We start from the raw sequence: 22,116 nt of genomic DNA, 5'->3' as shown, positions 1-22,116 counted from the left end.
GCAATTTTAGCTTTTTGATTAGATAATAGTTAATATCTTATGGTGCAGTTTCTATTTTTGATTTATGTCGTCTAGGAATATTTAAAATGTCGCTGTGTTTAGCCGTCAATTTAAAGTCAGTATGCCATAACCGTAACCCAAGCTGAATATCGGTTAGATGGATGTATGAGGAAAAAGTAGTTGTAGGGCTTGCATGCCCTGCTATGCCAGCTATTGCATAAATCTTTTTATACTGTATAGGCGTTTCAAATTTTTCTAAAATTTCTTTAGCTTTTTCATCATCATACGACACTAATTCTTTTAAAAACTGATAACTTTCTAAATAAACCATTGAACATCAGAGCTAAGCAATGCTTCTACTTTTGGCTTAAAGTCAGTCATTAAACTCTGCTATTCTGCTAAAATACTCAAAACGTCTCATTTTCTACAGTCGAGCTCTCGTATGTCATTTAACCAAACACAGTTTTTTGAATCATTAGAAAAGTTAACCAACCAAGTCATTAAAGATAATCTCATCGATACCTTTATCTATGATTTTTTGGCATTACTGGATATTTCTAAAGCCACCATTACCTCACTCAGAAACAATGATAGCCGTACCAATGTTGCCATACACCCTGAATTGGGCGAAGTTGCCAATAAACACCGTCTTTATTTCAAACCTATCAGCACAGATGCTAAACCAGAGACCATCAATCCAAAGCATAGCGAACAACAAGACACCAAACTACAAGACACTGACGATTTAGCCAAAGTACTAGCCAATATTAAGTCCAGCCCTGTTATTGCCAAACATAAAATCCGCATGATTATGGTTACCGACTTTGAGACGGTGTTGGTATATGACACTAAGTTTAACGATACGCTAGATTGCGACTTTACTGACTTATACAAAAACTATCATTTCCTATTGCCTCTAGCAGGACTAGAGCGGGCACAAGAGTTCACCGAACACCCTGCTGATGTGCAAGCATCTGAAAAGATGGGGCGTTTATTTGACCATATTCGCAAATACAATGAGTTTGATACCCCTGACGACATTCATGCGCTCAATATATTCTTTACTCGTTTGCTATTTTGTTTTTTTGCCGAAGATACAGGTATATTTAAGCCCAAGCAGTTTCATGACACCTTAGAGTCGTGTACTTTGACCGATGGTAGCGATACTGACACGTTTTTGTATGAGTTATTTAGCGTACTCGATATGCCTGAAACAAAACCATCACACCAATCAAGCCAATCAAGCCAATCAAGCCAATCAACTCAATCAGATAATCCACGTGCAAACTTGCCAGCGCATCTGTCCGCGTTTCCTTACGTCAATGGTAGCCTGTTTAAATATCAGTTTGCCATTCCTTACTTTAATGCACGTACACGGCGCATACTGTTAGATTGTGCGCAAATGAACTGGGCACAAATCAACCCAGATATCTTTGGCTCTATGTTTCAAGCAGTGATAGAGCCTGAACAACGGGGAAATTTGGGACAGCATTACACCAGCGTCAGCAATATCATGAAAGTGATTGAGCCGTTGTTTTTGCAAGCGTTGCGTCAAGAGTTAGCGACATTATTGGCATTGAGCGATGATAACCGCCACAAAAATAATAAAATAGAGCGACTAGACGCCCTACTTGAGCGTATCAGCCGTATCAAAGTATTTGACCCCGCCTGTGGCTCAGGTAACTTTTTGATTATTGCCTATAAAGAGTTGCGAGAATTAGAGCTTGAGATACTCAAAGCCAAGCAAGCATTATTAAAGACGGGACAAGGCAGTATGGATAATAGTGTCCTTACTTTAGACTTTGGTTATGACAGTGTGGTGAGTCTTGACAATTTTTATGGCATTGATATAGATGATTTTCCCAGTCAGATTGCACGCCTATCGTTATGGCTTGCTGAGCATCAGATGAACATAAAATTCCGTGAAGTATTTGGCGTCGCACCGCCAACGCTACCGCTAAAAGACAGTGGTCATATCATCAATGCCAATAGTTTGCGTATCGACTGGCAAGAGGTTTGCCCCAATAATGGTGATGATGAGATTTATATTGTTGGTAATCCACCTTTTGGTGGGACAACAAACCGTGATGATGAGCAAGCTAAAGATATGAACAAAGTTTTTGGAACTTCTAAAACTTTAAAATATTTAGATTATGTCACTTCATGGTTTTGGAAAGGAGCACAGTATATTGCTAATTCTAACGCTAGGCTGGCATTGGTATCGACCAACTCGATTGCTCAAGGGGAGCAAGTGGCAATGTTATTTCCAAATATATTTGATTTGGGCGTACATATTAGCTTTGCCTATCAAACCTTTCCATGGAAAAACAATGCTAAGCACAATGCTGGTGTTCATGTGGTCATTATAGGTCTATCCGCTACACCCACCATGCAAAAAACTATTTATAAGCTAGTAGATAAAATATGGCATCGTCAAGTAGTGGAAAATATTAGTCCCTACTTAGTTTCTGGAAGTAATACAGCTGTGGTAGCAACTAACACGCCTCTCCAACCAAGAACAAAAATGGTATTTGGAAATAAACCAACTGATGGTGGCTATCTATTTTTAACTCTTGAAGAAAAAAATGATTTGATAACAAAACAACCTTATGTACAACAATATATTAGACCTGTTTTAGGTGCTAGGGAGTTTTTACATAATGAACAGCGTTGGTGTTTATGGTTTGCAAATGCAAATTTACAAGAACTTGAAAAATTACCTTATATTAAAGAAAGGCTTGATAGTGTAAGACAGATGAGACTTGCTAGCAAAGCAAAATCTACAAGGGAGTATTCTAAATATCCACATTTATTTCGACAAATTGCTCAACCTAAAAGTGGTGAATATATAATAGTTCCAAGAGTATCTTCAGAGCGTCGCCAATATGTACCGATAGGTTTTTTTGAATGTGAGACTATCGCAACAGATGCCAATCAAATAATTCCAAACGGTACACTTTATGAATTTGGCATATTAACTTCACTTGCTCATAATGATTGGATGCGCTTAGTTGCTGGACGCTTAAAAAGTGACTATCGCTATTCAGGCACCATCGTTTATAACACCTTCCCATTTCCCGAAGCCAGCGAGCAACAAAAAGCTGATATTGAAGCCCTTGCTGAAGAGATTTTGCTAACCCGTGCTGACCATGTGGGCAAAACTTTGGCAGAATTGTATGACCCTGACAAAATGCCAGCAGACTTAAAACAAGCACATGCCAGCCTTGATGATGCCGTAGATAAATTGTATCGTCCACAAGGCTTTAAAAATACCGAAGAAAGATTGGCACATTTGCTGGCACGCTATGAAGACCTGATTAAAGCAGAAGAACAACAAAAGCTGGCAAAAAAAGCAAAGAAAACTAAAAAAGTACCTAAATAAATATATCAACGCATGAATATATTAACCAATGTATTCAACAGTTAAATAGCTAAAACTGACCACCCACAAGCAATCAGTAAATATGCCATCAGTAAATATAAAGTAGGTAATGATTATGACCACGCAACCCGTCAATTTACTCCAACAGACTTATGCTCAGACAGGGCAAAGCAAAAAGACCAATGAAATGGGCATGCGTGAGATGCAGGCTCGAGCCTATGGCAAGCGAGACAGCCAATACCTGCTGATTAAATCACCGCCCGCCTCAGGAAAATCACGGGCGATGATGTTTTTAGCATTAGACAAGCTCATCAATCAAGGCATTGATAAAGTCATCATTACCGTACCTGAGATGAGCATTGGTAAATCATTTAAATCGACAGCGCTCAGTGATTATGGATTTTTTGCCGATTGGCAAGTGGGTGACCGCTATAACTTATGCTTAAATCTTGCCGAAAGTGATGCCCGCAAAACCCAAATATTTACCGAATTTATGACGGGCAATAATAACAACAGCCGTCAATCTGATTTACCACAAGTATTGGTATGTACACATCACAGCTTTCGCTATGGCTTTGACAAACTGATGGCAGAGGAAGACAAGATTGAGCTGTTTGATAAGGTATTAATTGGTATTGATGAATTCCACCATGTGTCCGCCGATGAATCCAATCGTCTGGGAGCGATTTTAGACACCATCATAAACCAAACCAGCGCCCATATCATCGCCATGACAGGCTCATACTTTAGAGGTGACTCTGTTCCCATTTTGACCGACAGCGATGAAGAGCGTTTTGATAAAGTAACTTATACCTACTATGAGCAGTTAAATGGTTATGAATATCTTAAATCATTGGGGCTGGGCTATCACTTTTACAAAAAATCATTCTTTGATGCCCTAAAAGAGTGTTTAGATACCACCAAAAAGACCATCATTCATATCCCCAACGTCAATAGTTTATCTGCTGAAATTGATAAATATGAGACCGTGGGACGCATCATCGACATTATTGGCACAGAAGAAGCAACAGATACTGATACAGGCATCAAAACCATACTTAGCCATGATGGTAGACGATTATTAGTGGCTGACTTGGTCACTGATGATGCCACTCGCGTTAACACTCAGCGTTATCTAGCAAATATTACCTCACCTGATGATATGGATATCATCATTGCTCTTGGTATGGCAAAAGAAGGCTTTGACTGGGAATATTGTGAGCATGTATTAACCATTGGATATCGAGGTTCGCTCACTGAGGTGGTACAAATTATTGGGCGTGCTACTCGTGATAGCAAGGGCAAAACCCATGCACAATTTACCAATCTAATTGCACAGCCTGATGCGTCCAAAGCTGATGTGACAAGCTCAGTAAATGACCTACTCAAAGCCATTACCTTGTCACTACTCATGGAGCAAGTGCTGAAGCCTAATGTGAACTTTAAACGCCGTAGTGAAATTGACTGGCTGGGTGGTGAATCATTGCCTGTCGGTACGGTTATCATTGATGACAGTGAAAATCGTCCATCGGATAGAGTCATGAAAATACTGAACCAAGATAAAGATGAACTCTTAGCGCAAATTTGCCAAAAGCCTGAACATATTAAGGCTTATCTGAGTGCAGAAGAAAACCATATTGAAGCAGAAGCTGTCTCTAATACGGTTATTCCCAGTATTATCCGCACCAAATACCCACAGCTTGATGACAATGAAATCCGCCAAGTACAAGAAGGCATGATGCAATATATGACTATTAATAGTCATGGTGGTGTGGTTGACGGTATACACATACCTGATGAGGCTGTCATTGAAGGTGAGCGGGTATTTATTAAGCAAAATAACAGCTATATTGATATACAAAATTTAAGCGAGCAAGAGCGTAGTCAGCTCTCAGAAACATTACTTATCAAAGAGCGTTATTTGCCAACAGATGCTCATATTTATAACCCTAAAACAAACACGACCCAATATCGTGAAAACAACCCCAGTAATAGCTTTGTCAAAGTGGGTAGTAAATTTATCAACGTAAACAGTTTGCCAATTAACCTTGTAAAATCAGTCAATCCTTTTCATGATGCTTATGAAGTCCTGTCACAGTCTGTCGATAAAGAGATGCTAAAAACCATTAATGATGTGGTCAAAGCCAGTCGCTCTACTGTTACTGAAGAAGAAGCCTTATTAATGTGGCCAAAGATTAGAGCCTTTATTAAAAATAAAGGGGTATCACCAAGCGAACAGTCAAACGACCCAATCGAGCGTCGTATGGCAGAAATTATCGTTTATGTGCGTCATCAAAAAGCCAAGCGAGACATAACCTCCCATGATTAAACTTGATGAGATATACCAAAGCCGTGAGTTTAAAACCTTAGAAGATATCTTTGCCCAAGATGATACTGGCTTATTAGATGATGTGAAACCCATCAAAAAACAAACTGGCAATGATTCAGTATTAAAACAACAATTTGCCGAAATTAATGACTTTATTGATGAGCATGGATATGTTCCAAAGCAACAAGGTGATAGCTTAAAAGAGAAAATGTTAGCAAGACAACTGGCTTCAATTAATAATAACCAAGCCTATGTGTCAGAGCTCATCGCATTAGATAGTCATGGCATACTCTCACAGTCATCGACTGCTATGACAGAGTCTGAAATAGTGGCTGAAATAAAGACTGATGATAACTTACCTACGAAAATACCTAACCAGAATAAATTGCAGTCTAATACTTCTGACCAAGGTATCAAAAAAAGTATCGAAAAAGATGTAAAAGAGGCAGGCTATTCTACGGGTGCAAAAATTCCCTCAGAATCGTTACCAAACAGTTTAGATGATATTTTTAATCAAGATGACTTAGGGTTATTTGATGATATTAAATCGGATATATTGATTAATCCTGATGCTGATACCAATTCAGATAGGCGTTCTCATTATGACCAATATGATGATGAAGAGATTGCCAGCCGTTTTGAGTGTCAAGATTTTGCCAAATTTATCCCAACATTTGAACGTATTCATCATGCCATACAAGCAGGCAGTTTTAGTAAGGCAAACTTTTCGTCTATAAAAAATATCACTGTTGGTAGTGTGTTTGTATTGCAAGGTTTGCTGTGTTATGTAGCCGATATTTATAAGTCAGAAGTCCGAAAAAATGAGCGTAATCAACAACGTCTTAGACTTATCTTTGCTAATGGAACAGAATCAAATATGCTGATTCGTTCATTGGCAACGGCACAATATAAATATGATAATAGCTATCAGGTGATTATTACTGACCCTGAATGGATAAATAATGAATTGGCACAGGACTTTGGTGACAAGCGTTTAATGACAGGCGTTATTTATGTTGCTAAATTGACTAATATACCCGATGAGCTAAGACAATATCAAAACTTACATAAGATAGGTTATTCGACATTAACAAGTGAAACACGAAGCAAATACTCAATCAAAGACCCAACATTTTTACAACAAGCTGTAGATATCATTGCAGAGTGGCAAGTCTATGATGCCAATGCACAAAGTGTTGAAGGTGTGTTACATGCTTTTTTTGCTAGCCAACGTGTCAATCTGTCAGTTATTGGTGCGGATAACAAAAAATATCAAGCAACTGAATGGTTTGATGTGCCCTTAAGTGAGATTGAAAAAGCCATTGAATTGGTAATCACAGGTGAGATAAACAAATATCGTATGGACGAGTTTATGGGGCGAATTGTCTTAAGATAACTTTAAAGTCACCTTTTATTTTTTGAATCTAGATAACCTTGATGCCCTAAGAAATACCCTTTTAGAGTCATTCTATCAAAACTATAAACATGGGCATGAGGTGCTTCTCTACATCTGCCTACTAAAAAGTCTCAGTATTAGAATACTAAATTTGCTTAGTTATTTTTAGCTTGGGTATTTGAAAAGACTGGCAATAACTAAGTGATAATATAATAAAAGGGATCATAGAGTGATCCCTAACTTTTTAAATCTTGGTCACAAAATGGTCACCATTTGGTCACCGAGCAGTTAGTCACCGTAGTTTTTCTAACTTTAAACTATAATTAATTTAAAATATAGAGAAGTGTTTTTAAAAGAAACTAAAAATAGCAACCCATCTCAACTTTCTGTCCTAAATCCGACAAATCCCTTATAAACCAAAAACCTACAGACATAAAAAAACCTCAAGTAAGGGGATACTTGAGGCGAAACTTGTTTAAACTTTCAGTCTAAAATCTAGTTTTAAAATATGGCGCAGCGGACGGGACTCGAACCCGCGACCCCCGGCGTGACAGGCCGGTATTCTAACCAACTGAACTACCGCTGCTTAGGTCGTTTACAACAAGTGGTGGGTGGTGACGGGTTCGAACCGCCGACATTCTGCGTGTAAGGCAGACGCTCTACCAACTGAGCTAACCACCCTTGCTGTGGGTGTGTATTATATAGATTTGAGCTTCAGTGTCAAATGTTTTTTTCAAAAAAATTATATTTTTTTTGATTTTATCATCTTACTTAATTGAGTATATAAAAAAATCTCACCACTTTGTTTAAGTGATGAGATTATCTGACTAAACAACTATTTTAAAAGCAAGATCTAAAAATAATGCGCTATATCATTATGCTTTACTAAAGCTCAGCTCATCATTGTCATCAACATCGACTTTGATAGTATCACCCGCTACAAAATCACCTGCCAACAATAGCAAAGATAATGGATTTTCAATCTGTTGCTGGATAGCACGTTTAAGTGGACGTGCGCCATATACAGGGTCATAGCCTACTGCAACCAATTTATTCATTGCATCAGGGGCTAATACAATATCCATATCACGCTCTTGTAGGCGCTTACGCAAACGTGCTAGCTGAATATCCGCAATACCTGCCATTTGTGCCATACCTAGTGGATGGAAAACGACTATTTCATCAATACGGTTTACAAACTCTGGGCGGAAGTGTTGCCCGACTGACTCCATCACAGCCGCTTTGATTTCCTCGTATTCATCACCTGCCATCTCTTGGATTTTATGTGAGCCTAAGTTACTGGTCATAATGATGACAGTATTTTTAAAGTCCACCACTCGCCCATGTGAGTCAGTTAAGCGCCCATCATCAAGCACTTGCAATAAGATATTAAACACATCAGGGTGTGCTTTTTCTACCTCATCAAACAAGACAACACTATAGGGCTTACGGCGCACTGCTTCAGTCAATACCCCACCTTCTTCATAGCCCACATACCCTGGAGGCGCACCAACCAAACGGCTAACACTATGCTTCTCCATAAACTCACTCATATCAATACGAATCATCGCATCCTCTGAGTCAAACAAGAAGTTTGCTAAAGATTTGGTCAGCTCAGTCTTACCCACCCCAGTAGGTCCTAAAAATAGGAATGAGCCTGATGGACGATTGGGGTCTGATAACCCTGCTCTGCTACGACGAACGGCATTAGCAACGGACTGTACTGCTTCATCTTGTCCAATGACTCGCTCATGCAACTTCTCTTCCATTGCCAGCATTTTATCCCGCTCACCTTGCATCATTTTTGCAACTGGAATACCTGTAGCTGCACTAACTACCTCAGCAATCTCATTATCTGTCACTTTATTACGCAACAGCTTAATACCAGAAACTTCTCCTGACTGCTCTTTTTGCTCAGCCAAATCAGACTCAGTAATGCGTTTTTCTAGCTGTGGTATGGTCTCATATTGCAACTTGGACATGGTTTCATAATCACCTTCACGGCTGGCTTTATCATAAGCAATACGAGCCTTATCCAGTTCATCTTTAAGCTGTTGGCTACCTTTGACCAATGCTTTTTCTGCTTGCCAGATCTCATTTAAATCAGCATACTCTTTTTCTAATGCTTCAATTTGCTCATCCAGCACTTGCATTTCAGCTTTTGCACCTGCATCATCTTCATTTTTCAGCACTTCTCGTTGCATTTTCAGTTGAATCAAACGGCTATCTAACTTACCCAGTGCTTCAGGTTTACTGTCCATCTCCATACGTAGACGGCTAGCGGCCTCATCAACCAAATCAATTGCTTTATCTGGTAGTTTGCGATCAGTGATATAACGATGGCTCATACGTGCTGCTGCAATAATCGCACTGTCTTGAATATCAACCCCATGATGTAACTCATAACGCTCTTTGAGTCCTCGCAAAATAGCAATGGTATCTTCAACTGTTGGCTCATCAACCAACACTTTTTGGAAACGACGCTCTAAAGCTGCATCTTTTTCAATATACTGGCGATATTCATCTAGCGTGGTTGCACCAACGCAGTGTAGCTCACCACGTGCCAATGCAGGTTTCAGCATATTACCTGCGTCCATCGCACCATCAGACTTGCCTGCACCTACCATGGTATGTAGCTCATCAATAAATAAGATAACATTACCTTCTTGCTTAGCAAGGTCATTTAATACCCCTTTAAGGCGCTCTTCAAACTCTCCACGGAATTTTGCACCTGCAATCAATGCACCCAAATCCAAAGATAACACTTCTTTACGACGCAAGCCTTCGGGTACATCACCATTCACGATTTTTTGCGCCAGACCTTCCACAATCGCCGTTTTACCAACCCCTGGCTCACCGATTAATACAGGGTTATTTTTGGTGCGTCGTGACAAGACTTGAATGGTACGACGTATTTCTTCATCTCGACCAATGACGGGATCTAACTTCCCTTGCTCAGCACGCTCGGTTAAGTTAATGGTATATTTATTTAACGCATCTCTTTGATCTTCTGCATTTTGACTATTCACGGTTTGGTCTCCACGTAACTGTTCAATCACAGCTTTTAGCTGGCTTGCTGTCACGCCTGCATCAGTAAAAATCTTTTTAGTATCGCCCTGTTCTGCTAAAGCTAATAGCACCCACTCTGTTGCAATAAAATCATCTCCTGCTTTTTGTGCTTGTCTATCAGCAAGGTTTAGAATTTTTACTGAGCTAGGCGTTAAACTCACATCACCAGTTGGATTGCTAATGGTAGCTTGGTTATTCAAAGCCTTTGCCACACCATTTTTTAAAGCGGGTACACTCCCCCCTGCTTGTTGGCAAATAGCAATATTTGCTTCATCTTCTAGCAATGCTGCCATTAGGTGAATGGGGTCTACTCCTGTATGATCTCGACCTACAGCAAGACTCTGGGCTTGTTGTACAGCAGCTTGCAACTTTTGGGTAAATTTTTCAAATCTCATTTTAGTATCCTTATAATATAAATTTTTCTTAGACAATATTGTTTATCTATTTCTTAATAGCCCTTGTATTTGCTACAAAAGCATTCATTAAATGCTTTATGTTGCTCTATCACTATACAGAAAACAAACTTTATCCACTATGACAAATATCCACTATCGTAGTGAAATTATGTAAACAATATTATCGCCTCTTTTAAATTATATGAGGCTATCTACCTTCAATTTCAATATAAAAATTAAAAATATTTATTATTGTCAAATAAAAAATATTACCAATAAGTCACGCCTCTATAATAGTATGGTCAAAGAAGACTAAAACAGATACAAGGTGACTGAGTGTAGCTAGTACAGTTAGTACAACAAATAAGGTCAACATCGTAGCCATTTAGTAGTTTTTGACTATATTCATGATTCCTCCACAACAACCATTTATTTTTGCCAAAAAAATAAGGTGAATTGTTATCAATCCACCTTATTACTAATTACTAACTAATGACTACGAACTATATGTTACTTGCTACATACTATATAGCATCTAAACCAGTTAGCTTACCAATGCACACACTCAAAAATTAAGCTTACCGCCCTTTTCAACAGCACGTTGATATGCTGGACGTGCCTGACAACGTTTTAACCAGTTCAGTGTGTTGGCATATTTGCTTTTATCTAACGCATGACCTGCATTTGCAGCCTCAATGACAAACCCCATTTGTACATCAGCCGCACTAAATTCACTACCAGCAAACCATTGTGTATTACTTAATTGCTTTTCTACCAAATCCAGCGCTGTATTAATATTTTTTGCAATAAGGTTTGCTTCAACCTGTTTACGAATACCTCTGGTAATTGTCCTAATTAATACAGGTGCTTTCTCAGCAATTTTATGAAAGACCAGACGCATCACTAATGATGGCATGATTGAGCCTTCTGCATAGTGCATCCAAAAGTCATAGTCTTGCCAGACCAAGCTGTCCGCATCTGTTTTTGGATGCAACTGATATTCTGTATCATATTTTGCCATTAAGTAATCAATGATATGTCCTGACTCAATCATTGACACACCGTCCACTTCCAAAATTGGAGCTTTACCAGTTGGGTCTATTTTCTCTAAGCTCTCTGGTGCTAGATATGCTGCTGTACGCTCATATTTAGTCAGTTGATAATCAAGCTCTAGCTCCTCTAACAACCATAATATCCGAAATGAGCGAGAGTTTTCTAAATGATGTAAATGTAATTGACTCATCTTTTATTCCTTATCTTCTAAAGCCTCACTGTCTATATCACTATTGTCTGCACCATCTTCTGCCAAACCATCTTCTTTCAGTGCTTCGATAAGCTCATTATCCTCATTATTTTCGACACGTGCCATGGCAACTAATGACTCATCTTTAGAAAGACGAATTAAAGTCACACCTTGAGTATTACGTCCTGCTGAAGCCACTTGTGCCACTGGTGTACGTACCAAAGTGCCTTTATCAGAGATTAAAATGATGTCATCATCTTCATCCACTTTTGTTGCCCGTACCAATGCTCCATTACGCGCACTGGTCTTAATGGCTATCACACCACCACCACCACGTTTTTGAGCATTAAACTCTTCAATTAAGGTACGTTTACCATAGCCATTTTCACAGGCTATCAATATTTCTTTGACGTCATCATCAAGAACAACCAGTGATTTAATACTCTCATCAGCCTCTAAGCGCATACCACGCACACCTTTTGCAGTACGTCCCATCGCACGGGCATCATTTTCATCAAATCGAATGGCTTTACCACTGGTCGCAAACAACATGACTTCTTGACTACCATTGGTAATACGAGCAGAAACAAGCTTGTCACCTTCTTCTAGCCCAATTGCTATCAAACCATTTGAACGAATATTAGCAAACTGCTCAAGCTCTACCCGCTTCACTGTACCATTTGCGGTTGCAAAGAAGACAAAACGCCCAGCAATATCTGCAGATAAATCTGGAATTGGTAAAATGGTGGTGACTGTTTCATCTGGGTCTAGCGCAATCAAATTGACCAATGGGCGACCTCGTGAGCCACGGCTTGCCAAAGGAACTTCAAAGCCACGTAAGCTAAAGACACGTCCATTATCAGTAAAACACATCACGGTCGCATGTGTGGACGTCACTAATAGATGCTCAATCACATCATCTTCTTTCATCGCAGTGGCAGACTTACCTTTACCACCCCGACGCTGGGCGACATAGTCACTAATAGGCTGTGTCTTAGCATAGCCAGTACGAGAAACAGTCATCACCACGGTCTGCTCTGGGATAAGGTCTTCACGACTAAAGTCATTGCGAGAATCTACAATATCTGTACGACGTTCATCACCAAAGTTATCACGAACTTCGATCATTTCATTTTTAATCACTGTCATCAGCTTGTCAAAATCTGCCAAGATGGCTTCTAATGCAGCAATTTGACGAAGAATATCTTGGTATTCATCCGTTAACTTATCTTGCTCAAGTCCTGTTAGGCGGTGCAGTTGCATTTCTAAAATGGCATTAACTTGGTCTAATGACAGACGATAGCGAGTATTACTTTCTATCAATCCGTAAGGATTATTTAAATCTTCACCCTCAATAAACTCAGGACGTACAGCACGAACTTCATCGCCACCACGACCCGCCGCTGTTAGCATAGCGACAACCGTTCCTGACTCCCATGTTTTCGCAAGTAGTTGCTCTCTTGCCTCACCACGATTAGCAGAATGCTTAATGGTTTGGATAATATCGTCAATATTTGCCAATGCAACGGTTAAACCTTCTAACAGATGACCACGTGCCTTTGCTTTATCCAAATCATAGATAGTACGACGAGTCACTACCTCTTGACGATGACGAACGAACGCAGCAATCAACTGACGCAGTGTCATTAGTTTAGGTTGCCCATTATCTAGTGCGACCATATTAATGCTAAAGCTTGATTCTAAAGGTGTTTGCAAAAATAAATTATTAACAATGACTTCTGCAACTTCACCACGACGTAAATCAATGGCTATACGCATACCATCTTTATCAGACTCATCACGTATCTCAGAGATGCCTTCAATTTTTTTATCACGTACCAGCTCAGCAATACGTTCAATCAGCTTGGCTTTATTGGTTTGATAAGGAATCTCAGTAAATACAATGCGCTCACGGTCACGATTTACGCCTGTCTCACTCATTGGCTCAATATGATAACGTCCACGAACATGTAAACGCCCTTTACCTGTACGATAAGCATCTACAATGCCTGAGCGTCCATAGATGATACCTCCCGTTGGGAAGTCAGGTCCTGAGATATGTTGCATCAACTCTTCACCTGAAATCTGCGGATTTTCAGCATATGCTAAGCATGCATTAATCACCTCAGTTAAGTTATGAGGTGCCATATTGGTCGCCATACCGACAGCAATACCTGTTGCACCATTAACCAATAAATTAGGGATACGTGCTGGTAACACACTGGGCATACGCTCTGAACCGTCGTAGTTATCTTCCCAGTCAACCGTATCTTTGTCCAAGTCTGCAAGCATTTGGTGGGTGAGCTTAGTCATACGCACTTCGGTATAACGCATTGCTGCTGCAGGGTCATCATCTATCGAGCCAAAGTTACCCTGACCATCCACCATCGGATAGCGCAAACTAAAGTCTTGTGCCATACGCACAATCGCATCATAAACGGCTGTATCACCATGTGGGTGGTATTTACCAATGACATCACCAACCACACGTGCAGATTTTTTATAAGGTTTATTATAATCATTAGATAGCTCGTGCATGGCAAACATCACACGGCGATGCACAGGTTTAAAGCCATCTCTGACATCAGGCAACGCCCGTGACACAATCACACTCATCGCATAATCAAGATAGGATTGTTTCAACTCATCAACGATGGCAATAGGATTAACCGAACCGCTCATACATACATCTCCATGCACTGCATACCCACGATGGGCAATAGTAATTATTCATTTTTAATGGATGGCTATTTTACCACATTTTCGTCTCTCTCGGGCATCGCTATTACACCCTAAAGCAGGCATTATATCTGCAAAATAGGCGATTAATGCTAAAATAAAATTTGGAGTAATTTTTCCACCCAATCATCATCCAGTCATCACCTAACTTAGACTTACCTTAGAAAACTAAACAGGATAGCTTAATGAACCAACCTACTCTCAGCGACCGCAACTTTGACCCCATAGCCGATCATTTTACTGACAAAGTTTATGGTGGATTAAAAGGTGACATTCGGCTGGCTGTCCTTAAAAAAGACCTTTCCCAAGCCATCAATACCCTAATCTCTGAGCAAAATCGTCCTTTACGTATTTTAGACATTGGTGCAGGATTGGCACAGATTTCTATTGAGCTGGCTGATATGGGACATGAAGTCACCATCAATGACATCTCAATAAATATGCTGAATAAAGCAAAAGAGTCCATAACAGAATCTACACTTTTAGAGAGCATCAGATGGTTAGCTTGCCCTTATCAACAACTTGCAGACAAACTACAGGGGGAGTATGACCTAATTTTGTGTCATGCGTTATTAGAATGGCTGGCAACACCGGCGGATATTATTGCTTTTTTCCAACAATGGCTTAGCCCTACTGGCAAACTATCACTGTGTTTTTACAACCCAGCCAGTTTTATCTATCGTAACCTCGTTATGGGTAACTTCAATGTATTAAATAATCCAAACTATAAAGCGGATAACAAAAGAAGCCTGACTCCTAATAATCCCGTATCTTATGAAGAAGTAAGCATGTGGTTAGAGCAGGCAGGCTTTACCATCGAATCCGTATCAGGATTGCGAGTATTTCATGACTATTCACCACTAAAACGTGGGGGTCATACTAACCCTAATGCAGTCGTTGAGATGGAAGTACGTTATTCAACGCAAGAACCATTTAAATGGTTGGGACGATATTTACATATCTTGGCAAAATACGAAAGATAAAGATAATAGAGCAATAGGGTCTGTTGAACTATCACCTGCCATCCCGTCAGACTAAAGATGAATGTTCAACACACCCTAATTAAAAAACTTAATTAAAAATTATAGTTAAAAACTATCAACTTAAAGCATCCAGCTCAAAGTCAGATACGTTGCCACAATGCAGTATCAACATCCTGACCAGAAAATAAAATCACATGCTCTAACAGTGGACGAAAACCGATTTGTGTACCAACAGCATGGTCATGATGACTTGGAATTAATGATAATACTTGCTCTCCACTAGAGAGCTGAAGCTGATACAAATAATTTGCCCCACGAAATACACGTCCCATCACAGTTGCTTTTTGTGAACTGGTGTCATCATGTACCACATCATCAGGACGTATCAATACCTTGAATTTAGTACCATTAGGAAAGCTTTTACTACAGAACTTATCAGAGTTAACTGCACGTTGCACATCATCAGAGCTGAAATGAACTGGCTGACGACTAATATCTCCCATGGCTGTTTTGATAATACCATTTTCAATCACACCATCAATCATCGCTCCTTCACCAACAAACTCTGCAACAAATGGACTGTTGGGTTGATGATATAACTCACTAGGGGTCGCCCATTGTGCCAATCTGCCTTGGTGCATCACACCAATTTTATCGGCAATCGCAAATGCCTCATGCTGGTCATGTGTCACCAAAATCGCCGTAGTATTTGTACGTTTTAAAATATCACGTACCTTTGCGGCTAAGGTCTCTCTTAGCATCATATCCAGATTGGAAAAAGGCTCATCCAATAGCAACAAATCTGGCTTTGGTGCTAATGCTCTAGCCAATGCAATACGTTGCTGTTGCCCACCTGACAGCTCACTGATTCGTTTTTTAGCATGTGCTGTTAGCTCAACCAGCTCCAGCATTTCTTGTATCCGATCCAACTTTTGCTGTTTATTCCAACGATGCAGACCAAAACCAATATTTTCACTGACAGTTAAGTGACTAAATAATGCATAATCCTGAAACACCATACCCATACAACGATTTGCAGGTGCAACTTTTTGCTCAGGCTTATTCGGTAATATTGAGGTCAGTGTTCTATTATTTAATACAACCACACCATTTTGTGGTGTTTCTAAACCGGCAATCGCACGCAATGCCGTCGTCTTACCACAACCACTAAAACCAAGCAAACAGCCAATTTCACCTTGTGATAACCTCAATGACAATGAGCGCACCACCTCTGTTTCACCAAAGCTTACAGCAAGGTTGTCCACACAAAAGTAGTCAGTCATCGTATCGAACTCACTAGATGATAAGTTTTTGTCATTTGGTTGCATCATAGTTTTCAATCAATTTAAATGTTAAATAAAATAAAAAATGCTTAAAATTTAGCAGAGCTTTTGCCAGACACAACATATCCAGCAGTCTAAACTTAAAGCCTAATGCTTATCTGACTGGCGAATCAAAAAAATAACTGGAATCAAACCAACCAATACAATCGACAGGCTTGGAAGTGCCGCTCGCTCATACATACCTTCACTGGTCATCTCAAACACACGTACTGCCAGCGTATCCCAACCATGACGACGAGTCATTAACACAATGGGCATCTCTTTTGTCACTTCAACAAAAACCATAATCAGTGCAGTAAACACACCTGGACTAATAATCGGTAAAAATACACGTCGCCAACGATGTAATATACTATCACTCAACAAGCTAGCTGCATGCTCTTGATTTGGAGTTAAGCGTTGCAACTGTCTATCTATTGGCTGGAATCCTACCGTTAAAAAACGTATTGATAACGCCAATAACATGATAAGTACACTACCACTTAATATTTGAGCATCACTAATACCCCAACCAATAAGATGATTATCCAGCCATGCAATTGGAATATATACACCCACTGCCAATACTGTTCCTGGAACTGCATACCCAAGATTAGAAAAAGAAACCAGCAGCTGATTTAACTGTGTCGGAAATTGACGCTGTATCCAAGCAACTATCATGGCTAAAATAGCCACAAACATGGCTGTCATTGAAGCAATCAATACCGTATTAGTCACAAAGCCCCAATAACGACCATCCAAGTCTTGATGATAATGACCAATCACCCAATAAATAAGCTGTATCATTGGCAGACCAAAGGATACTAGAAAAATAACACTACAAAAGCCAAATGCCCAAAGATTTTTCCAGCCAGTTAATTGCACACGTTGATGCTGTCCTGCACTGGGCAGATAACTGCGACGTTTTTGCCAATAACGCTCAAACAGTAATACCACTAAAACAACAAGAATCAATAATGCAGCTAACTGAGCTGCTGTGGTTAAACTAAAAAATCCAAACCACGCTTTATAAATCGCTGTGGTAAATGTATCTAGATTAAATACTGATACTGCACCAAAGTCAGCCAGCGTCTCCATCCATGTTAATAACAACCCACCAATAATCCAAGGCATTGCCTGCGGTAACGCAACCTTAAAAAAAGCCTGTCGATGTGTTAACCCTAACATCTGTCCTGCTTCTAATGCCCGCCGTCCTTGCGATAAAAATGCTTGCCGTGCCAATAAATAAACATAAGGATAAAAGACTAAAGAGAGCATGACACCAGCGCCCCATGCACTGCGAATATTAGGAAACTGAAACGATACTCCCATATCCCGTAAGGTCGTTTGAATAATACCACTATAATCAAACAGCCCCACACCCACAAATGCCAGTACATAAGCAGGTATTGCAAAAGGCAACATCAATGCCCACACAAATACTTTTTGCCCTGTAAAGCGGTACATACTGGTCAGCCATGCCAGATAAGTCCCCAAGCTTCCAGCAATGACTGTTACTAAAGCTAGCAACAAAAGAGTATTCTTCATCACCTGAGGTAACACAAACTCAGTCAGATGAGACCAAATATCTGCCATTGGCTCAAGCCATGAACGCATGACAACTAAGATGGGTATTAACATAAAAAGCGAAATCAATCCTAAGACTGATTTCGCTATTAATGCTCGATAAGAAGAATGTTGCATATCACAAATTTCTTTAAAAAAGCGCTGATTTTATTTTGGATATACGACCAAGTTTATAATGACTACATAAATCAGCCGTATATCACAAAATACGAAAAATAGAATATAAGCTTAATCGCTTACACTTTCTCTTTTTGCTTCTTACTATTATTCGTAACCTGCACGATCCATAAGCTGGATAGCTTCAGCTTGACGCTTACCAAAGATACTAACATTGATGTCATCTTGTTTAAATGGTCCCCAAGACTTTAACATTTCTGACTCATCAGTACCTGGCTTAACTGGGTATTCTTTATCAGCACTTGCATAGATGCTTTGAGCTTGATCTGATGATAACCATTCAATTAACTGACGCGCACCAACCACATTATCAGCATTTTTGATGATACCTGCACCAGATACATTGACGTGTGTACCAAAGTCATCAGCACCATCGCCTTGGTTTGCCCAGAAAAGTTTTACAGGGAAGCTTGGGTTATCTTCTAAAATACGACCATAGTAATAGCTATTTGCAATACCAACTTCACACTGACCAGCATCAATGGCTTCTAGCAGTTTAGTATCATTACTAAATACAGGAGCAGCTAAGTTAGCAACCCAACCTTTTACAATTTCTTCAGTTTTATCAGCACCATAATGCTCAATCATACTAGCAACTAATGACTGATTATATACTTTCTTAGATGTACGCAGACATAGTTTGCCTTTCCATTTTGGATCTGCTAAATCTGCATAAGTTGATAAGTCAGTTGGTTGTACTTTTGAGGGATCATAGAAAATAGTACGTGCACGTAAAGACAAGCCAGTCCATAAGTCATCAGCATCACGATATTTTTCAGGTACATTTTCATTAACAATGCTAGACTTTAATGGCTGTAATAGACCTTTTTCACCCGCTTGCCATAGGTTACCAGCGTCAACAGTTAATAGCATATCAGCAGGTGTATTTTCACCTTCTGCTTCTAGACGTGCCATTAAAGGACCTTCTTTATCAGTAACCAACTCAACAGGTGTTCCAGTTTCAGCTGTGAATTTATCTAAAAGTGGTTGAATCAACTGTTCATTACGTGAAGAATAAATAGTTACTTTTTCAGTTGATGCAGGCTCTGTACCTTCTGAGATTTCAGTTACTTCTGGCTCAGAAGTTGCTGATTCAGTAGTTTCTGTGGCTTCTGGTGCAACAGTATCTTCTTTTGCACCCTTGTCACAACCACTCAATAAAGCCATTGTTGCAACAATGGCAGCACCTAAATATGTCTTTTGCATAGTTAAACTCATGTCTTAATATCCTTTAATGAACCATTTATAATGACTACCAATAATAAATAATTTAACAACAGATTTAGTATATCTATACAGCCAGATAAAATTTAGTTTGCTGTATTTTTCATATCTACCTGATACTGTTGGTGATTACGCCGGATGATATAATAATATAAATAATAATAATTATCAATAGAATAACGAGTGTATCTTTCCTGATAGATACGCTTAAACACACCTTATTACAATACTGTTACAATAAATATATAATCAAATCTATGATAACAAGTGTTAATTTAAATGGTAAGCTGTCTTTGCTGAAATAATTAGTATCACTATCCTCTATCTTTTTATAATCAAACTCATCATAAATAGCCTGCCTGCTCAATGATTTCCTTAATTTCTGCACGTTCATCATCACTTATGGATTTTAAATATGGGGTATTATTATCAGCCTGAAACTTTGTCCATTCAGGGCGTATCGCTAGCCTATTGATATTTGGGTCAGTAATAGATGCTAAAGGGAATGTATAACTATAAAAGCTCAGTAATGCCTGACCTGTATCTTCTGATAACCATTCTAACAAGCGCAAACCATCATCAGGGTTCAGTGCCTCTTTACTAATTGCACCCCCTATCACATCAATTACTGTTCCATTATTAATTTGGTTTGCCCATGCTAGGCGCACAGGTGTCTTAGGATTTTCTGCAACATAATGTATAAATACATCACTACCAACAATACCCACATCACACTGCCCATGAGAAATGGCTGTTATCACTGCCATATCATCAGCCAAAACGGGCTGAGCTAAGTTTGCGACCCACCCTGCTACAACCTCTTGTGTTTTTTGCTCACCACGATAGTTTATCATGTGTCCAATCAATGCTTGATTAGCTGGAAGCTGACTACTAGATAAACACAAGCGACCTCGCCATTTATCACTTGATAAGTCTGCATAATTAAACAGCTCTGCTTCATTTACTCGTTGCTGGTTATAAACTAAGGTACGACCATAATAACTTAATCCATACCATAACTTATCTTCACCCTGTCCTCCTAGTCGCTCTGGTAATACTTCTGAGCTTACAGCCTGCAATATATCAGCATCTTCAGCTTGTGTTAGTAGCACACTTTGATATAAAAGAAAAACATCCACTGGCTCTGATGTCTGTATACTAGGATTATCCGCTTGTGCATTACGAATAAAGCTATGCATATCAATAGAATGTAGTACAACTTGAATGCCTGTCTCTTCAGTAAAGGCTCGCATGGCTGGTAGTAGAAGCGCTGTATCCATATCTGTTGCAACAGAGATGACTTCAGTATTTAGACTCATGCCATCTTCTTCTACTGGCTCTGATGGCGCCGGTGTACAACCACTGATGCCAGATAATACGACAGCACCCATTAATACCAGCCTTGCCTTCTGTCGCAAGCAGTTAAACCAATGTGCCTTAGCACCACTGCACACCTTTTTTAAAACCATCCAACTAGAACGCTGCGTCATGAATAACTGTCCTTTGCATTTGCTAGCACTTGACCACACAATACATTGACCACTGCCTCAGTGCGTAAAATCCGTTGCCCAAGACTGGCAATATAACACCCTTGAGCCTGCATCAACGCAACCTCATAATCTACCCAGCCTCCCTCTGCACCAATACATAGTATCTGAGGTATGCCTTGCTGGATAGTACACTCAAAAAAACTCATCTTAGTATAAGGATGTGCCACAATCGCTATCTGGGACTTGTTATTTAACCATTCTGATAGCTCATCTTCGACAAATGGTTTAAAGCGTTGCCGATAGAGTATTTCTGGTGCTATGGTATCGACACCTTGCTGTAACCCCTCTAGAACAAACTCATCTATTCGAGACAGTAATGGACTTTGCCAATAGCTTTTTTGAGTACGTACACTATTCACCAGAACAATACGCTGAACACCAATCGCCGTCATATCCATAATGAGTCGGCGCAGTACTTTTGGACGTGGTAATGCCAAAATGACTGTTAAATCTAATTTATCAGGAGGATTTTGAGTTAACTGAACATTGGACAACCCAACCATCGTCTCTGTTAGGGTACAAATCGTTCCTGTCCCTAACATACCACCAAGCGCACCTATCTGAAGTGTATCTCCCACCTGACTTTTTAGCACTTGTCGGATATGTGCCACCTGTTTATCATCAGTCAAGACAGCCTGCAATCTGGCATCAGTCCTATTTATCAACTGACCTGATACGTTATCTTGCCAATTTTTTGGTAATAATAAACAGTTCATATGA

At 39.6% G+C, this 22,116-nt stretch carries 13 protein-coding genes and 2 tRNA genes; 4 read left to right on the top strand and 11 right to left on the bottom strand.

Annotated features, from left to right (window positions below; translation table 11 throughout):
• Nucleotides 1-37 precede the first annotated feature (37 nt).
• The gene (locus tag FHK88_RS00150) at nucleotides 38-331 is read right to left on the bottom strand and encodes a hypothetical protein (protein WP_227428765.1); all 294 of its coding nucleotides are present in this window, start codon (nucleotides 329-331) and stop codon (nucleotides 38-40) included.
• A 111-nt stretch (nucleotides 332-442) separates the two neighbouring features.
• Here FHK88_RS00150 and FHK88_RS00145 point away from each other — a divergent pair, with 111 nt between their 5' ends.
• The 3 genes from FHK88_RS00145 to FHK88_RS00135 all read left to right on the top strand — a co-directional run bounded on the left by FHK88_RS00145 (nucleotide 443) and on the right by FHK88_RS00135 (nucleotide 7,107).
• A complete protein-coding gene (locus tag FHK88_RS00145; RefSeq protein ID WP_227428764.1) occupies nucleotides 443-3,382 on the top strand; it encodes a DNA methyltransferase in 2,940 nt (979 codons plus the stop codon).
• A 115-nt stretch (nucleotides 3,383-3,497) separates the two neighbouring features.
• Entirely contained in the window at nucleotides 3,498-5,711 is a 2,214-nt protein-coding gene (locus tag FHK88_RS00140) for a DEAD/DEAH box helicase (protein WP_227428763.1), read from the top strand.
• The gene (locus tag FHK88_RS00135) at nucleotides 5,704-7,107 is read left to right on the top strand and encodes a GIY-YIG nuclease family protein (RefSeq protein ID WP_227428762.1); all 1,404 of its coding nucleotides are present in this window, start codon (nucleotides 5,704-5,706) and stop codon (nucleotides 7,105-7,107) included. The genes FHK88_RS00140 and FHK88_RS00135 overlap by 8 nt, the downstream gene beginning before the upstream one ends.
• 509 nt (nucleotides 7,108-7,616) lie before the next feature.
• Here the strand turns inward: FHK88_RS00135 and FHK88_RS00130 are convergent.
• The 5 genes from FHK88_RS00130 to gyrA all read right to left on the bottom strand — a co-directional run bounded on the left by FHK88_RS00130 (nucleotide 7,617) and on the right by gyrA (nucleotide 14,496).
• A tRNA-Asp gene (locus tag FHK88_RS00130) sits at nucleotides 7,617-7,693 on the bottom strand.
• Nucleotides 7,694-7,712: 19 nt separating this feature from the next.
• A tRNA-Val gene (locus FHK88_RS00125) sits at nucleotides 7,713-7,788 on the bottom strand.
• A 194-nt stretch (nucleotides 7,789-7,982) separates the two neighbouring features.
• Nucleotides 7,983-10,571 (bottom strand): ATP-dependent chaperone ClpB, encoded by a 2,589-nt coding sequence (gene clpB / locus FHK88_RS00120; RefSeq protein WP_227428761.1) that lies wholly within the window; start codon nucleotides 10,569-10,571, stop codon nucleotides 7,983-7,985.
• A gap of 565 nt (nucleotides 10,572-11,136) precedes the next feature.
• Nucleotides 11,137-11,814 (bottom strand): glutathione S-transferase, encoded by a 678-nt coding sequence (locus FHK88_RS00115; RefSeq protein WP_227428760.1) that lies wholly within the window; start codon nucleotides 11,812-11,814, stop codon nucleotides 11,137-11,139.
• Between the two features lie 3 nt (nucleotides 11,815-11,817).
• Nucleotides 11,818-14,496 carry a DNA gyrase subunit A gene (gyrA, locus tag FHK88_RS00110; protein ID WP_227428759.1) on the bottom strand — a complete coding sequence of 893 codons (2,679 nt, stop codon included), beginning with the start codon at nucleotides 14,494-14,496 and terminating at the stop codon, nucleotides 11,818-11,820.
• A gap of 242 nt (nucleotides 14,497-14,738) precedes the next feature.
• On the opposite strand from gyrA, the gene FHK88_RS00105 reads away from it, so the two are divergent.
• Entirely contained in the window at nucleotides 14,739-15,536 is a 798-nt protein-coding gene (locus FHK88_RS00105; protein ID WP_227428758.1) for a methyltransferase domain-containing protein, read from the top strand.
• 140 nt (nucleotides 15,537-15,676) lie between these two features.
• On the opposite strand, the gene FHK88_RS00100 is transcribed toward FHK88_RS00105, so the two are convergent.
• The 5 genes from FHK88_RS00100 to FHK88_RS00080 form a co-directional block, all read right to left on the bottom strand.
• Nucleotides 15,677-16,864, bottom strand: coding sequence for an ABC transporter ATP-binding protein (locus FHK88_RS00100; protein WP_413680419.1), 1,188 nt, complete (start codon nucleotides 16,862-16,864; stop codon nucleotides 15,677-15,679).
• Between the two features lie 102 nt (nucleotides 16,865-16,966).
• Nucleotides 16,967-18,562 carry an ABC transporter permease gene (locus tag FHK88_RS00095; RefSeq protein WP_227428757.1) on the bottom strand — a complete coding sequence of 532 codons (1,596 nt, stop codon included), beginning with the start codon at nucleotides 18,560-18,562 and terminating at the stop codon, nucleotides 16,967-16,969.
• A 147-nt stretch (nucleotides 18,563-18,709) separates the two neighbouring features.
• The gene (locus FHK88_RS00090; RefSeq protein WP_227428756.1) at nucleotides 18,710-19,840 is read right to left on the bottom strand and encodes an extracellular solute-binding protein; all 1,131 of its coding nucleotides are present in this window, start codon (nucleotides 19,838-19,840) and stop codon (nucleotides 18,710-18,712) included.
• A gap of 350 nt (nucleotides 19,841-20,190) precedes the next feature.
• Complete coding sequence (locus tag FHK88_RS00085; RefSeq protein WP_227428755.1) at nucleotides 20,191-21,336, bottom strand: extracellular solute-binding protein; 1,146 nt, start codon at nucleotides 21,334-21,336, stop codon at nucleotides 20,191-20,193.
• A complete protein-coding gene (locus tag FHK88_RS00080; protein ID WP_227428754.1) occupies nucleotides 21,333-22,112 on the bottom strand; it encodes a 16S rRNA (uracil(1498)-N(3))-methyltransferase in 780 nt (259 codons plus the stop codon). Before FHK88_RS00080 ends, FHK88_RS00085 begins: the two co-directional genes overlap by 4 nt.
• Nucleotides 22,113-22,116: the final 4 nt, after the last annotated feature.

Origin of the sequence: Psychrobacter sp. I-STPA6b (assembly GCF_020662265.1) — a bacterium.
Lineage (GTDB): Bacteria > Pseudomonadota > Gammaproteobacteria > Pseudomonadales > Moraxellaceae > Psychrobacter.
The sequence above is the reverse complement of the archived record's forward strand: the minus strand, read 5'-3'. Positions and strand labels throughout refer to the sequence as shown.

Excerpts from the sequence above, each read along its gene's own strand:
- FHK88_RS00100 (WP_413680419.1), bottom strand. The coding sequence starts at position 16,864 with ATGCAACCAAATGACAAAAACTTATCATCTAGTGAGTTCGATACGATG.
- FHK88_RS00105 (WP_227428758.1), top strand. The coding sequence starts at position 14,739 with ATGAACCAACCTACTCTCAGCGACCGCAACTTTGACCCCATAGCCGAT.
- gyrA (WP_227428759.1), bottom strand. The coding sequence starts at position 14,496 with ATGAGCGGTTCGGTTAATCCTATTGCCATCGTTGATGAGTTGAAACAA.
- FHK88_RS00095 (WP_227428757.1), bottom strand. The coding sequence starts at position 18,562 with ATGCAACATTCTTCTTATCGAGCATTAATAGCGAAATCAGTCTTAGGA.
- FHK88_RS00090 (WP_227428756.1), bottom strand. The coding sequence starts at position 19,840 with ATGAGTTTAACTATGCAAAAGACATATTTAGGTGCTGCCATTGTTGCA.
- FHK88_RS00135 (WP_227428762.1), top strand. The coding sequence starts at position 5,704 with ATGATTAAACTTGATGAGATATACCAAAGCCGTGAGTTTAAAACCTTA.
- clpB (WP_227428761.1), bottom strand. The coding sequence starts at position 10,571 with ATGAGATTTGAAAAATTTACCCAAAAGTTGCAAGCTGCTGTACAACAA.
- FHK88_RS00080 (WP_227428754.1), bottom strand. The coding sequence starts at position 22,112 with ATGAACTGTTTATTATTACCAAAAAATTGGCAAGATAACGTATCAGGT.
- FHK88_RS00140 (WP_227428763.1), top strand. The coding sequence starts at position 3,498 with ATGACCACGCAACCCGTCAATTTACTCCAACAGACTTATGCTCAGACA.
- FHK88_RS00145 (WP_227428764.1), top strand. The coding sequence starts at position 443 with ATGTCATTTAACCAAACACAGTTTTTTGAATCATTAGAAAAGTTAACC.
- FHK88_RS00150 (WP_227428765.1), bottom strand. The coding sequence starts at position 331 with ATGGTTTATTTAGAAAGTTATCAGTTTTTAAAAGAATTAGTGTCGTAT.
- FHK88_RS00115 (WP_227428760.1), bottom strand. The coding sequence starts at position 11,814 with ATGAGTCAATTACATTTACATCATTTAGAAAACTCTCGCTCATTTCGG.
- FHK88_RS00085 (WP_227428755.1), bottom strand. The coding sequence starts at position 21,336 with ATGACGCAGCGTTCTAGTTGGATGGTTTTAAAAAAGGTGTGCAGTGGT.